The sequence below is a fragment of the Lentzea sp. NPDC058450 genome (assembly GCF_042721395.1).
Taxonomy (GTDB): domain Bacteria; phylum Actinomycetota; class Actinomycetes; order Mycobacteriales; family Pseudonocardiaceae; genus Lentzea.
Genome location: NZ_JBHXLO010000028.1, coordinates 49,009 through 61,904, shown reverse-complemented (window position 1 = coordinate 61,904; position 12,896 = coordinate 49,009). Strand labels below are relative to the sequence as shown.

The following is a 12,896-nucleotide window of genomic DNA, read 5'->3' as shown; positions in this document are numbered from 1 at the left end:
ACGGGACCGGCGACTGTAGCCGACCTAGGTGAACAGATTGCCCGTCGCGATCTTGGGGCGGCCGAGCACGCGTGGTTCGCGCACAACCGCTGCGCCGTAAACGGAAGCCGTGTCGGAGGCGATCGTGGCCCAGTTGAAGTCCGTGGTGAGCCGTGCCTTCGCAGCGCGCGCACGTGCCGCCGCGGACGTGGGATCGGACAGCACGTCACGCACGGCGCGCGTGAGTCCGTCCACGTCACCGGGGGCGAACGAGAGTCCCGTGACGCCGTCCAGCACGACCTCGCCGAGCCCACCGGCCGTGGACGCGACCAGGGGCGTTCCGGCCGCAGCGGCCTCCAGGGCGACGATGCCGAACGGTTCGTAGCGCGACGGCAGCACCACCGCGTCGGCCGCGGTGAGCAACGCCGCCAAGGACCTGTCGGACAGGTGGCCGACGAACTCCACGGCCCGCAGCACGCGGTGCTTGCGCGCCTGGTCCCGCAGCCACTCGGTCTGCGAGCCACCGCCGGCCACGACCACGCGCGTGCCGCGGTGGAAGCGGCGGATGCGGGGGAGCGCGGCGACCAGGTCCTGGATGCCCTTCTCCCACTCGATGCGGCCGAAGAAGAGCAGCAGCGGATCACCGTGCGGCGAGTACGTCCGGCGGGCCGCGCCCACGTCCTTCGCGCGCACCTTCCAGCCGCCCGGCTCGATGCCGTTGTGCAGCACGGAAACGTCGGCGGTGTCCACTTCGAACAGATGCCCGACCTCGCCGCGCATCGCCGACGAGCACGTGATCAGCGCGTCGGCGCGGTTCGCGAGCCACCACTCGACGGAGTGCACCTGCTGGTTCAGCGGGTGCGACAGCCAGCCCGAGTGCCGCCCGGCCTCGGTCGCGTGGATCGTCGCGACCAGCGGCACGCCGAACGCCTCCGCCAGCGCCACGGCGGGGTGCGCGACGAGCCAGTCGTGCGCGTGCACGACGTCCGGCCGCCACGATCCCAGCCCGGCGCGCGTCATCGCGTGCCCCATCGCGAGCGTCCAGGCCAGCAGGTCCTTCTCGAACACGAAGTGCGCCGGGTCCTCGGCGACCCGGATCAGCCGCACGCCCTCGCTCACCAGGTCGGACGTCGGGTGCGTGATCGCGTCGGTGCCGGACGGCTGCCGGCACAGCACGACGACCTCGTGCCCCTGCGCGGCCAGTTGTGTCGCGAGCGCGTGGACGTGCCTGCCCAGCCCGCCGACGACCACCGGCGGGTACTCCCACGACAACATCAGCACGCGCATCCCGTTACCCCATTCCTCGCGCGTCCAGATGCCCGAAGGGGCCGTCCGCCGCGCGGAGCTCCGTTGCTCTGCCCAGTCCGCGACCGCTCCGCGTCAACGCCGCGAGCTCGCTGAAGCGATCGCTGTGAATCTTCGCGCGGTAGCGGGCGTAGTCGGCGGCCGAGTCCTTCGTGACCATGAAGGCCCAGTCGCTCGACAACGCCAGCAACGCCTCGCGCACCGCCTGGTCCAGCACCGGGTTCCTCGTCGGCGACGAGAAGTCCAGTCCCAGCAACTCCTTCTGCACGGACTCGTTCAACGACACGATGTCCGCCACCTGCGCGCCGTCCCACACGCGCCAGTCCTTGCCACTGCCCCACGACGACGCCGGCAGCTCCACCGGCGCGCCCACGTGCCCCGCCTCGACGGCCCCGCGCAACGTCGTCACGCGCACGCCCGCCTCCGGCAACGCCCGCAGCACGGCCTCCAGCCACAACGGACCCTCGTGCCACCAATGCCCGTACAGCTCGGTGTCGTAGGCCGCGACGACGAGTCCGCCGTCGATCGCCCTGAGCCGCCGCACGACCGTGTCGACGAAATCCGCGACGTGCCGGTCGAGAGCTTCCTTCGCCAGCAACGGGTCGTACGGCCGTTTGTCCTCCGGCGCCACGTTCTTGCCCGTCACCCGCGACGGCTTGAGGCCCGTCGGGTGATCGTAAGTGTGAAAATCCCGGTAGGCCGCGTCACCCGGATAGCCGACCTTGGGCGACCACACGCGGTACGAGACTTCGAGATCCCGCCCGAACGCCAGCACGTCCGACGATCCGACGGGGTGCGCTGCCGAGGTGTCGCCGTGCAGCGCGGGCCCGTCGACCATGAACCTCCTGACGCCGGCGGTCGCGTACCCGGCCTCCATGCCGGGGGAGTAGCCGCACTCCGGCGCCCAGATCCCTTCCGGCGCACGACCGAGGCGCAGCGCGGTGTCGTCGAGGCCGGCCTTGAGCGCGAACGCCCTGACCTTCGGGTCGAGCAACGGCTGGAACGGGTGCGTGGCGGGCCCGCCGAGCAGCTCGATCGTGCTGGAGTCCACAAGGGACCGCAGCAGCGGTGAGAACCCGTGCCGCCACTGGGTTTCGAACCTGTCCAGCGCCCACTGCGACGCCCGGTGCTCGTACGCCGACAGCTCCTTCAGCCGTTCGCCGGCGAAGTGCGAGCGCAGGTGCCAGTTGCCGAGCCAGTCGTGCATGCCGCGCAGGCAGTAGGGGTCGTCGAGCTGGGCGGCCAGGACGGGGGTGACGCCGAGCGTCAGGACGTCCTCGCGGCCCTCGTCGGCGAACCTCTTCAGCATGTCGACGACGGGCAGGTACGAGTGCGCCCACGCCTGGTAGAGCCACTCCTCGCCGACCGGCCACGCGCCGTGGTGCGCGAGCCAGGGCAGGTGGCTGTGCAGGACGAGGCAGAACGTGCCCTCGGACGTCCGCTGGGTCACGCGCGCACCGCCACGGCCACGAGGTCCAGGCAGGCGTCCATGTCGTCGGGCGTGATGTCGAAGTCCTCCACCGTCACCGACTCCACAGCCTCCTTGAGCTCCGCCGGCCAGGGCGCGCCGGACAGGGCGACTTCGACCTGTGCGTTGATGATCTGTCCGTTCAGGAGCGTGTCAAGCCTCGGTCCGTGACGCAGGCCCGTCAGTTCGTCAACGCGGAAACCAGCCTCGCGCAGCATCTCGTCCAGTTCGGACGGTGCGAGTTCCCTGGTGTGGAACGGGTTCAGCGGGGTGTCCTGGCCGGGCGAGAACGTGAGCCGGTTCGGCGTCGTGACGATGAGCCGGCCGCCGGGCCTGAGCACCCTGAGGCACTCCGCGAGGAACCCCTCCTGGTCCCACAGGTGCTCGATGACCTGCAGGTTCGCCACGACGTCGACGCTGCCGTCCTGGAGCGGGAGGGTCGCGAGGTTGCCGCGGAGCACGTTCAGCTGCGGGTACCGGCGCGCCACGTGCTGCGACGTCAGCTCGTCGTAGTCGAGCGCGACCACGCGGCGCGCGACCGTTCTGATCAGCTGCGCGCCGTAGCCCTCGCCGCAGCCCGCCTCCAGCACGACGGCGTCCGCGCAGTGGCCGATGAGATGTAGATAGGCCGCCTCGTGGCGCCTGAACCAGTAATTCTCCTCGGCGATACCGGGCACCGTGCGTTCGCCGGTCAGGGGGAGGGTCACGCCCGCCAGGTTACTTGCCAGTAGACCTCATGCGAACTACCTGGTGCGCGATCGCCGTCGCGACGCCCGCCGCCGCGAGAACCGCCGTCGTCGTGGTGTCCATGTACTTGGACAGGCTGGGTGCGTCACTCGGTCCGGTGAGCCACGTCGTCAACGGCACCGCGTACGCCAGCGTCAGCGCTCCCGACCACCACCGCAGGGCCTTCGAACGGCCGCTGCGCAGGCTCGCGACGAGCACGACGGCGATGGGAATGCCGGACAGCAGTCCGAACTTGCCGATCACCATCACGGGTGCCGCCCAGGCCGCGACCAGCGTCGACGTCTTCGGGTAGGCGGCCTTGCGGGCGACGTTCCCAGTCTTGCCAGAGGTGTTCGCGTTCATGACAGGCTCCTGCTTTCGTTAGTAGTTGTCGCTTGAGTTAGAGGGTCTAACTGTTGTGACATGCAGAAGCTAAGCTTTCGCAAGCGTGAGTGTCAATAACGAATGTGAGAGGGTCTAACTATGGCGACAGAGTCTCAGGCCGGCCCGGCGTCCAGCGCTGAGGCCGACGCGGTGTCCGGCGCTGTGTCTGGTCCCGGGTCTGATCCTGGGGTCGACTCCGGGTCCGACCCTGGGTCCGGTTCTAGGCGGAACCCTCGTGCGCGCTACCGGACCCAGGTGCGCGACGAGGTCAAGCGGCACGCGTGGCAGCAGATCGCGACAAACGGCGTGACAGCGTTGTCATTGAACGCGATCGCCAAGGAGATGGGAATGAGCGGGCCCGCGCTGTACCGGTACTTCGCCGGTCGCGACGAGCTGATCACCGAGCTCATCCGCGACGCCTACCGCAGCCTCGCCGACACCGTCCGCGCGGCGCACGCGAAGGGCGTCACGGTCGCGGGGCTCGCCTCGGTCATCCGGCGGTGGGCGCTCGCCGACCCGCAGCGGTACCTGCTGATCTACGGCACGCCCGTGCCCGGCTACCACGCGCCCGACGACATCACCGCGATCTCGAACGAGATCCTGGCGGTGGTGCTGGAGGTGTGCGGTGGCGGGTCGCCGGACCCGAAAACCCCGTTCGAGGCCTTCCTGCGGATGAGGAACGGGTGGGCGGGCGCGCTGCCGGCGCCGTCGCCGACGGTGCACCGCGCGCTGTCGTTCTGGACGCGCACGCAGGGTGTGCTCTCGCTAGAGCTCGCCGGCCACTTCGCCCCGATGGGGATCGACGTCGAGCTGCTGCTCGTAGAAGAGGTGGCGGACCTGGGCTAGGCGCTGTCCTGCAAGTTCATCGGGCGACAGTGGCGGCCGGTCTCTCGCCCGCGCCTCTCACCTGACGAACCGGCCGGACGGCACCTAGAACGGCGAGATCGTCACGGCCAGCGCGCCCGGTCCGACGTTCGCGCCGATCGCCGCGCTGACCTGGGTGAGGACGACGTCGCGGGCGTGCGGGATGCGCTTCTGGAGCATCTGCAGCAGCTCGTGGCCCTCCTTCTCGGCCGCGAAGTGCTCGACGGCGAGGTCGACGTCGCGTCCGTAGGCGAGTGCCACCGCCTTGTCGACGAGCTTCGTCAGCGCCCGGTCGCGGCCGACGACCTTGTCGAACGGCTCCACCTCGCCGTTCACGACGGTGAGCAGCGGCTTGACCGACAGCGCGTCGCCGAAGAGCTTCGCCGCCGCGCTGACCCGGCCCGCCTGGCGCAGGTAGTGCAGCGTGTCGACGTAGATGAGCACGTTGGCGTTGCGTCCGCGCTGCTCGGCGACGCTGCGCGCGTTCTGGACGTTGCCGCCGCTCTGCACGATCCGCGCGGCCGCGAGCGCCGCGAAGCCGAGCGTCATGCCCGACGAGTGCGAGTCCACGATGAACACCGGCACGCGCGACTTGGCCGCGGCCGCCTTCGCCGCGTCCGTCGCCGGAGAGAGCTTCGGCGTCACGTGCACCGACACGATCGTCTCGGCGCCCTTCGCCCACGCGTCCTGGTAGGCCCAGAAGAACGCGTCGGGGGCGGGCGGCTGCGTCGTGATCGGGATCTGTGCCTCCATCGCCTGCAGCAGCCGCTCGGTCGGCACGTACGCCTCGTCGATCAGTTCCGACCCGATCTTGAGTTGCATCGGGACCGTGATGATGTTGAAGCGGTCCGCCAGGCGGGCGGGGAGCGACGCGGTCGAGTCGGTGACGACGGCTACTCGTGAGGACACGAACGAGAAGGTTAACGAAGGGTGATCGAAGTAGCCACGACCGATGGAAGGCAATTCGTGTGATCTCGACCTGGGCGGTTGCTTTCCGTACACGGCGAACGCACGGAGTGAACACCCTGGAAAGGCGTCCTACTTGACACAATCGGGTGACTGGACACTTGGCGGTGTTGATCTAGAGGGGCCTTGTTTGTGCAGGAGAGGACCGCTATTCCACGTGTTACATCATGTCGATTCGTCCACTTTGGACGCTGGTTGTGACCATCGGTCGTGGGTAAGCTCGCACAATCTTCAGCCCGGTTGAGTGAGTAGGTGACCATGGGTGCAAAAGAGCCCGAACTAGTTCCGCTGCACGCCGGTTTTGACGTTGTCTACCGAGGTTTTCACCGACGTCAGGTCATCGAGCACATCGAGAATCTCGAGGAGCAGCTCCGCTTCACGAGTCTCGACAGGGTCGAAGCGCTGGCGCAGGCGGCCGATTTGCGCAAGCTCCTGGAAATGACGCGCCAGGACCTCGACGAGGCGCGCTCCAGGATCGAACGCCTGGAGAGCACCTCTGGCTCGCACGCGAGCGCCACCGAGCGCATGCACCGCATGCTCCGCCTCGCCGAGGACGAGACGGCGGAGATGCGCCTCCAGACCGGACGCGAGTGCGCGGAACTGCGCGACCGCGCCGACGTGGAGATCGCCGAACTCCGCGAGCGCACCGACACCGAGGTGACGGCGTTGCGCGTCAACGCCCAGCGCGAAGCCGCCGCGATGCGCGCCGACGCCGAGTCCGAGCTCTACGCCGTGCGCCAGGACTGCGCCACCCGCGTCACCGCGATGGAGCGTCGCGAGCTCGAGATGGAACGCCGCAACGGCGACCTGGAGGCCCAGCACCGCCAGCGCGCCGACGAGGTGGAACGCGAGTGCGCCGAGGCCGTCGAGCAGGCCCAGACCGACGCGGACCGCCTCCTGCGCGAGACCGCGCTGCAGTGCAACGCCCTCGAAGCCGACTCGGAACGCAAGCGCGAGAAGGCCCAGCAGTTCTTCGAGCTCAGCATGACCCGCCGCCGCAACGAGGTCGCCCAGCACCTCCAGGAACAGGAGGCGCTGGCCCGCGCCAGGTCCGAGTTCGTGGTGAAGATGGCGTCCCGCGAAGCCGCCCGCCGCCTGGCCGAGGTGGCCGACCGCACCGAGGAACTGCACGAGCTCAAGCGAGTCGTCCACTCCCAGCTGACCGCGGCCCGCGCCGCCCTGTCCGCGGCGGCGGACCGCGTCGCGCCCGTGCACATCCCAGAACAGGTGGCGGCGTCATGAAGCGTTGGGTTCCGCTCGTAGTAGGCGCCCTGATGGTGCCGGCCTCCGTGACGGCGTTCGGCTTCTCCGTCTACGGCGACGAACTGGAGACGGCCCTGTCGTCGTCGCCCGCCGTCCCCGCCGTCCCCGCCGCACTCGCCGGCCCGGTGCCGGTGGCGGACTTCGTCGGACCGCTGCGCATGGAACCCGCCGCACCGGTCCTGCTGTCCGCCTCGTTGGCACAGGAGGCGGTGCGCAGCCTGTTCTCCTCACACGCCGTCAAGGGCATCACGTTCGCGCCGGGCACCGCCTCGTTGGTGGGCCGCGGCGAGGACGTGCGGCGAAGCCTGGCCAGCCTGCTGCGCAACTCCTCGGGCACGGTCACGTTGGTGGCGCACGCGTGGAACGGCGAGACGGCCTCGCACCGCTGCGACGTCCTCGCGATGGAACGGGCCGGGCTGCTGCGGCAGTACCTGGCCGAACAAGGTGTGGACAAGTCCTTCACGACACGGGTGATCGTGGACCCGGTGTGGGGGCCTCCCTCGGACTTCGGACCGCAGATCGACGTCCTCGTCAGCTAGGAGCCTTCGCAATGGCAGGGGCAGTCGGGATCGTCTTCGGGCTGTGCGTGCTGTCCTTCACGTTGGGGGCGGCCCTGATGTACGTGCTGGTGCGGCGTCGGGAGGACGCCGCGTCGGTGGCGGCTGAAGTGGTGCCCGAGGTGGTGCCTGAGGTGGCGGCGGACTCGCGGAGCTGGGTGAAGAAGCCCGCCGTCGTGGAGCCGGTGGACGGCGACTACGACTCCCGGCCGATCTACCGCAGCCCCGTGGTGGGGTTGCCTCAGTTGGAGCCGGCGTTGGCCGTGTTCGCTGAGCCGGTGGTCGCCGAGCCTGTGGTCGCCGAGCCTGTGGTCGCCGAGCCGGTGGTCGAGGCTGTGGCCGAGCCTGTGGTTGAGGTGGCCGAGCCTGAGGTTGATGCCTTGGCTGTGGAGCCGGAACCTGAGCCCGAGACCGAGCCTGAGTTGGTTGCGGAGCCTGAGCCTGAGCCGGAAGTTGTTGTGGGGACTGCGCTTCCGCCGCCTGCTCGGCCTCAGGCTGTTGAGCAGACGACCTGGGTTGAGCGGGAAGACTTCCGGCAGCGGTATTTGAGGACGTTCGACGAGGTTCGGCGGAAGGCCGGTAGCAACTGACCTGCGGGTGCCGGTTGCGTGCTTCGCCTTGCGTTCCAGCGGGGTTGGTCGCGTTTTGTTGGTTGGGCTGCGGTTGCGAGGGTTGGTTGCGCGGGTCTAGACGAAAGACCTGGGGTGTGCGATTGGGGCTTGACTTCGGGGCCCTTGCGAGGCGCTGGTCGGCCGGAAAGGCCGGGCTGAAAAGCGCCCGGCCGAGCTCGAGAAGCTAGCACCTCGCACCCAAAGTCAAGCCCCAATCGCCTTGAGCGGTGGAACCGGCTCTGTGGCGGGCATCAGCCCGTTCGGGCTCGCCTTCGGCTTCGCTTGCCAGGCTTCGTAGGTGGTTGGCGTGCGTTGACGGCTGTCCGGTGGGTGCGCGCGCCTGGCCTGCGTGGGTGGTCGTTTTGCGTTGACGACTGCGGTTGAGTGCGCTCTGAAGCCTTGCCGCCGTGCGCCGCCGCTTGTCGGCCGATCCTCGGTGTCAGACCCTCTCGGTACGTTGGGGCGCGGGGGAGTCAACATCGAGGGGGACCCCTGCGTCAGCCTGTCGTCGGGTCGGGCCATGTCGGAAAGTCGTTGGTTCCTGTCCGATTCTCGCCGGACTTCCCGGCCTGCCTGCTGATATCAATCGATCATGACTTCCGCCACGGATCGAACTGAGCTCTTTCACGCCCTCCACCAGCCCGGGCCGTTGGCCCTCGCCAACGCTTGGGACGTCGCCTCCGCGCTGGTGGTCGAGGCGGCCGGGGCCAAGGCCGTTGCCACTACCAGTGCCGGTGTCGCCTGGAGTCTCGGTGCTCCTGACGGTGACGCGTTGCAGCGGGATCGGGCGGTCGATCTCGTGGCCAGGGTTGTTGCCGCGGTGCGGGTTCCGGTCAGCGCCGACATCGAGACCGGGTTCGGCGAGACGGCTGCCGAGGTCGGCGAGACCGTGCGGGCCGTCGGTGCGGCTGGCGCGTCCGGGGTCAACATCGAGGACGGACTTGGTGCTGGGCAACGGGATGTCGCGGAGCAGGCGGAGCGGTACGCGGCCGCTCGGGAGGCTGCGCCTGGGATTTTCATCAACGCGCGCATCGACACGTTCCTGCGGCAGGTCGGGGATCCGGCTGACCGGCTCGAGCGCACGCTGGAGAGGGCTGCGCGGTTCGTCGCGGCTGGGGCCAGCGGGATTTTTGTGCCTGGCGTGAGCGACATCGAGACGATCGCGGAGCTGGCCAAGGGGATCGCTGCGCCGCTCAACGTGTTGGTGGGGCCTGGCTCGCCCGCCGTCGACGAGTTGGCGAAGGCGGGCGTGGCGCGGGTCAGCCTCGGGTCTGCGGTGGCCGAGGCGGCCTATGCCGTTGCCAGGCGGGCAGCGGAGGAGATGCTGACCAAGGGCACGTACAGCAGCGTTGAGAACGCCATTGCCTATGGAGAGCTCAACGCGCTGTTCGGGCGTTAGTGCTTCTTGCCGCGGAACTTGCGCAGCAGTTGTTCGGCCTGCGCTCGCTTGCGCGGGTCCTGCGCCATCTGCCGTGCCTTCGCTTGCAGCTTGTGGCCCTGCGGGCTGCGCAGGAACCTGGTGATCTTGTCCATGAAGCCGGCCATCGGTCCTCCAGGTGTCCGTTACGTCCATTTCAACGGACGAAACCGCCTCAGGAGTTCCCGAAGGTCACACCGGCGAAACTGTGATGCCCAGCGCGCCGGGGCCCACGTGGGCTCCGATGGCCGAGCTGACCTGGGTCAGCATGAACTGGCGGACGTTGGGGACCTTGCGGCGCAACGTGCGGAGCAGGCGCGAGGCCTTCTCCTCGGCGTCGAAGTGCTCCACGGCCACGTCGACGGTGTCGGTGCCCGCGCGCTTGATCGCGATGTCGATCATGCGGTTGAGCGCGCGGTCGGCGCCGATCACCTTGTCCAGCGGGGTGATCTGGCCGTCGGCCATGGTCAGCAGCGGCTTCATGGACAGCATGCCGCCGACCATCGCGGCCGCCGCGCCGATGCGGCCGCCCCGGCGCAGGTACTCCAGGGTGTCCACGTAGATCAGCTCGGTGGACCTGTCGAAACGGGCCTGGGCGGTCGCGAGCACCTTCTCCACGCTCTGGCCCGCCTCGGCCACCTTCGCTGCGGCCTGGACGGCGTAGCCGATGCTCATCCCGCACGTGTGCGTGTCGATCACGTGCACGGGCACGCGGACCTTGGCAGCGGCCTCGCGGGCCGCCTCCACCGTCGCGGACTGGCGGCTCGACACGTGCACGGACACGATCGAGCGAACGCCCTGCGCCGCAAGTTCGTTGTACGTCCAGAAGAACGCGTTCGGATCCGGGGGGATCGTCGCCACGGGCACGTTCGAGCGCATGGCCGAGACCAGGTCGGGGACCGGGATGCGGGACTCGTCGTCGGTGTGGTCGCCGATCCGCACCTGGATCTGCACCACTTCGATGCCGAGACGGTCAGTCAGCTGAGCCGGGAGACAAGCCGTGGAGTCTGTCACGATCGCTACTCGCCGGTACATGTCAGCGCAGCCTAGTCCCTCGAATGGGTTAAGTCTCAGTTGGTGGCGTTAACGGGTGATAACTGTCACGCTAGCCGGGTGCTTGCTCCTGTTTGCAGGGGTGCTACTGGCGGGTAACATCCGGGTGATGGCAGGGTCCTGAACACCCGGCGACGCAGTTCTAGAGTCCTCTGTGCAAGCGTCGCCCGTCTGCTGGAGGTCGAAGAGGACCTATGAACATTGTTGTCCTGGTCAAGCAGGTGCCTGACACCTGGTCCGAGCGCAAGCTCACCGACGCCGACCACACCCTTGACCGCGAGTCCGCGGATGCCGTGCTCGACGAGATCAACGAGCGCGCCGTCGAAGAGGCCCTGCAACTGCAGGAAGCCCACGGCGGCGAGGTGACCGTGATCGCGATGGGTCCCGACCGCGCCACCGACGCCATCCGCAAGGCGCTGTCGATGGGTGCCGACAAGGCGATCCACGTCAACGACGAGGCGTTGCACGGTTCGGACGTGCTGGCGACGGCGAAGGTCCTCGCGAAGGCGATCGGCACGGTCGAGAACGTCGACCTGGTCATCGCGGGCAACGAGGCGACCGACGGCCGCGCGGGCGCTGTCCCGGCCATCCTCGCCGAGCTGCTCGGCCTGCCGCAGGTCACCCAGCTGCGCAAGGTCACCGTCGAGGGCACGACGATCAAGGGCGAGCGCGAGACCGACGAGGGCGTCGCGTTCCTCGAGGCCTCGCTCCCGGCCGTCGTCTCCGTGACGGAGAAGATCAACGAGCCGCGGTACCCGTCCTTCAAGGGCATCATGGCCGCGAAGAAGAAGCCCGTCTCCACGATCACTGTGGCGGACCTGGGCATCGACGCCTCCGAGGTCGGCCTGTCCGGCGCGTGGACCCAGGTGCTGGAGGCGGCCCCGAAGCCGCCGCGCGGCGCCGGCGAACGCGTCGAGGACGGTGGCGACGGCGGTACCAAGATCGCCGAGTTCCTCGTCGGCCAGAAGCTCATCTGAGGGAGGGGAAGACATGTCTGAGGTACTGGTTCTCGTCGACCACGTCGACGGCGAGGTCAAGAAGGTCAGCTACGAGCTGCTGACGGCCGCGCGTCGCCTGGGCACCCCGTCCGCAGTGGTCGTGGGTGCCGCCGGCACCGCGGCGAAGATCCGTGAGTCGCTCGGCAAGTACGGCGCCGCGAAGGTCTACGCAATCGAGTCCGACGACGCCGCCAACTTCCTGGTGACGCCGAAGGTCGACGCTCTCGCCGCCCTCGCCCCGAACGCGTCCGCGGTGCTCGTCTCCGCGACGATCGAGGGCAAGGAGGTCGCGGGCCGTCTCGCCGTGCGCCTCGGCGCCGGTCTGCTCGTGGACGTCGTCGACATCGAGGCGGACGGCACCGGCGTGCAGTCCATCTTCGGTGGCGCGTTCGTCGTCAAGGCCAAGGTGGGCACCGGCACCCCGGTCATCACCGTGCGCCCCGGCGGCGTCGAGGCCGAGGAGTCGGCCGCGGACGCCGCGCTGGACGAGTCGGTCTCCATCTCCGTGGACGCCGCCAAGTCCGCCCGCGTCACCTCCCGCGAGGCCGTCGTCGGTGGCGACCGCCCGGAGCTGACCGAGGCCTCGGTCGTCGTCTCGGGTGGCCGCGGCGTCGGCTCGGCCGAGAAGTTCTCGACCGTGGAGGAGCTCGCGGACTCGCTGGGTGCCGCCGTCGGTGCCTCGCGCGCCGCCGTCGACTCCGGCTACTACCCGCACCAGTTCCAGGTGGGCCAGACCGGCAAGACGGTCTCGCCGCAGCTGTACGTGGCGCTGGGCATCTCCGGTGCGATCCAGCACCGCGCGGGCATGCAGACCTCGAAGACGATCGTCGCGGTCAACAAGGACCCCGAGGCCCCGATCTTCGAGATCGCCGACTTCGGCGTGGTGGGCGACCTGTTCAACGTCGCACCGCAGCTGACCGAAGAGGTCAAGAAGCGCAAGGGCTGAGCACCTCTCAGCTCACGGACCGAACGGCCGTCCCACCTCGATGGGGGCGGCCGTTCGCCGTTAAGCTCGGTGGCATGACCGAAGAGCGCTACTGGCTCCAGTACCAGTGAAGGAAAGTCCAGCGGCTGCACGTCTCGCCTGACGGCGAACCGAGCGGCTGCTCCGGAGAGATCCGCGAGTACCTGCGCCGCTACCGGTTCCACTCTCCCGAGTCCCCGTCCTACGAGCGGACGTTCCTGCTCCGGTGGTGCTCGGCCTGCCGCACGTTCGGCACCTGCACCGAGCTCGACCGCCGCTTCAGGCGGCGCGCATGATGTGCTGGAACAGGCCGGAGCGCGGCTGTCGTGACCGTCTCGCAA

14 protein-coding genes are annotated in these 12,896 nt (G+C 69.0%); 7 read left to right on the top strand and 7 right to left on the bottom strand.

What is annotated here, in order from left to right:
• Positions 1-24: 24 nt before the first annotated feature.
• From ACFWNN_RS33895 to ACFWNN_RS33880, 4 genes are read right to left on the bottom strand one after another with little or no spacing between them, the layout of a single operon-like run.
• On the bottom strand, positions 25-1,266 hold the full coding sequence (locus tag ACFWNN_RS33895; RefSeq protein ID WP_382444026.1) for a glycosyltransferase family 4 protein: 1,242 nt from the start codon (positions 1,264-1,266) through the stop codon (positions 25-27).
• Positions 1,267-1,270: 4 nt separating this feature from the next.
• Positions 1,271-2,734: a 1,4-alpha-glucan branching protein domain-containing protein gene (locus ACFWNN_RS33890; protein ID WP_382444025.1), complete on the bottom strand. Its 1,464-nt coding sequence runs from the start codon at positions 2,732-2,734 to the stop codon at positions 1,271-1,273.
• Positions 2,731-3,459, bottom strand: coding sequence for a class I SAM-dependent methyltransferase (locus ACFWNN_RS33885; RefSeq protein WP_382444024.1), 729 nt, complete (start codon positions 3,457-3,459; stop codon positions 2,731-2,733). Before ACFWNN_RS33885 ends, ACFWNN_RS33890 begins: the two co-directional genes overlap by 4 nt.
• A gap of 10 nt (positions 3,460-3,469) precedes the next feature.
• Positions 3,470-3,841 (bottom strand): hypothetical protein, encoded by a 372-nt coding sequence (locus tag ACFWNN_RS33880; protein ID WP_382444023.1) that lies wholly within the window; start codon positions 3,839-3,841, stop codon positions 3,470-3,472.
• 276 nt (positions 3,842-4,117) lie between these two features.
• Here ACFWNN_RS33880 and ACFWNN_RS33875 point away from each other — a divergent pair, with 276 nt between their 5' ends.
• The gene (locus ACFWNN_RS33875; RefSeq protein ID WP_382444022.1) at positions 4,118-4,708 is read left to right on the top strand and encodes a TetR/AcrR family transcriptional regulator; all 591 of its coding nucleotides are present in this window, start codon (positions 4,118-4,120) and stop codon (positions 4,706-4,708) included.
• A gap of 84 nt (positions 4,709-4,792) precedes the next feature.
• On the opposite strand, the gene ACFWNN_RS33870 is transcribed toward ACFWNN_RS33875, so the two are convergent.
• Positions 4,793-5,635, bottom strand: coding sequence for a DegV family protein (locus ACFWNN_RS33870; RefSeq protein ID WP_382444021.1), 843 nt, complete (start codon positions 5,633-5,635; stop codon positions 4,793-4,795).
• A gap of 495 nt (positions 5,636-6,130) precedes the next feature.
• Here ACFWNN_RS33870 and ACFWNN_RS33865 point away from each other — a divergent pair, with 495 nt between their 5' ends.
• The 4 genes from ACFWNN_RS33865 to ACFWNN_RS33850 all read left to right on the top strand — a co-directional run bounded on the left by ACFWNN_RS33865 (position 6,131) and on the right by ACFWNN_RS33850 (position 9,522).
• Entirely contained in the window at positions 6,131-6,934 is an 804-nt protein-coding gene (locus ACFWNN_RS33865; RefSeq protein WP_382444020.1) for a hypothetical protein, read from the top strand.
• Positions 6,931-7,494, top strand: coding sequence for a hypothetical protein (locus ACFWNN_RS33860; RefSeq protein WP_382444019.1), 564 nt, complete (start codon positions 6,931-6,933; stop codon positions 7,492-7,494). The genes ACFWNN_RS33865 and ACFWNN_RS33860 overlap by 4 nt, the downstream gene beginning before the upstream one ends.
• Before the next feature lie 11 nt (positions 7,495-7,505).
• Positions 7,506-8,102, top strand: coding sequence for a hypothetical protein (locus ACFWNN_RS33855; protein WP_382444018.1), 597 nt, complete (start codon positions 7,506-7,508; stop codon positions 8,100-8,102).
• A gap of 613 nt (positions 8,103-8,715) precedes the next feature.
• Entirely contained in the window at positions 8,716-9,522 is an 807-nt protein-coding gene (locus ACFWNN_RS33850) for an isocitrate lyase/phosphoenolpyruvate mutase family protein (RefSeq protein WP_382444017.1), read from the top strand.
• Here the strand turns inward: ACFWNN_RS33850 and ACFWNN_RS33845 are convergent.
• Positions 9,519-9,668 carry a hypothetical protein gene (locus ACFWNN_RS33845; protein WP_170176162.1) on the bottom strand — a complete coding sequence of 50 codons (150 nt, stop codon included), beginning with the start codon at positions 9,666-9,668 and terminating at the stop codon, positions 9,519-9,521. The two genes, ACFWNN_RS33850 and ACFWNN_RS33845, sit on opposite strands and share 4 nt — an antisense overlap.
• A 64-nt stretch (positions 9,669-9,732) precedes the next feature.
• A complete protein-coding gene (locus ACFWNN_RS33840) occupies positions 9,733-10,575 on the bottom strand; it encodes a DegV family protein (RefSeq protein ID WP_382444016.1) in 843 nt (280 codons plus the stop codon).
• Positions 10,576-10,787: 212 nt separating this feature from the next.
• Between ACFWNN_RS33840 and ACFWNN_RS33835 the strand changes: the two genes are divergently transcribed.
• Complete coding sequence (locus tag ACFWNN_RS33835) at positions 10,788-11,570, top strand: electron transfer flavoprotein subunit beta/FixA family protein (RefSeq protein WP_382444015.1); 783 nt, start codon at positions 10,788-10,790, stop codon at positions 11,568-11,570.
• Between the two features lie 13 nt (positions 11,571-11,583).
• Positions 11,584-12,537 carry an electron transfer flavoprotein subunit alpha/FixB family protein gene (locus tag ACFWNN_RS33830; protein WP_382444014.1) on the top strand — a complete coding sequence of 318 codons (954 nt, stop codon included), beginning with the start codon at positions 11,584-11,586 and terminating at the stop codon, positions 12,535-12,537.
• Positions 12,538-12,896: the final 359 nt, after the last annotated feature.

Excerpts from the sequence above, each read along its gene's own strand:
- ACFWNN_RS33895 (WP_382444026.1), bottom strand. The coding sequence starts at position 1,266 with ATGCGCGTGCTGATGTTGTCGTGGGAGTACCCGCCGGTGGTCGTCGGC.
- ACFWNN_RS33880 (WP_382444023.1), bottom strand. The coding sequence starts at position 3,841 with ATGAACGCGAACACCTCTGGCAAGACTGGGAACGTCGCCCGCAAGGCC.
- ACFWNN_RS33865 (WP_382444020.1), top strand. The coding sequence starts at position 6,131 with ATGACGCGCCAGGACCTCGACGAGGCGCGCTCCAGGATCGAACGCCTG.
- ACFWNN_RS33860 (WP_382444019.1), top strand. The coding sequence starts at position 6,931 with ATGAAGCGTTGGGTTCCGCTCGTAGTAGGCGCCCTGATGGTGCCGGCC.
- ACFWNN_RS33855 (WP_382444018.1), top strand. The coding sequence starts at position 7,506 with ATGGCAGGGGCAGTCGGGATCGTCTTCGGGCTGTGCGTGCTGTCCTTC.
- ACFWNN_RS33850 (WP_382444017.1), top strand. The coding sequence starts at position 8,716 with ATGACTTCCGCCACGGATCGAACTGAGCTCTTTCACGCCCTCCACCAG.
- ACFWNN_RS33845 (WP_170176162.1), bottom strand. The coding sequence starts at position 9,668 with ATGGCCGGCTTCATGGACAAGATCACCAGGTTCCTGCGCAGCCCGCAG.
- ACFWNN_RS33840 (WP_382444016.1), bottom strand. The coding sequence starts at position 10,575 with ATGTACCGGCGAGTAGCGATCGTGACAGACTCCACGGCTTGTCTCCCG.
- ACFWNN_RS33835 (WP_382444015.1), top strand. The coding sequence starts at position 10,788 with ATGAACATTGTTGTCCTGGTCAAGCAGGTGCCTGACACCTGGTCCGAG.
- ACFWNN_RS33830 (WP_382444014.1), top strand. The coding sequence starts at position 11,584 with ATGTCTGAGGTACTGGTTCTCGTCGACCACGTCGACGGCGAGGTCAAG.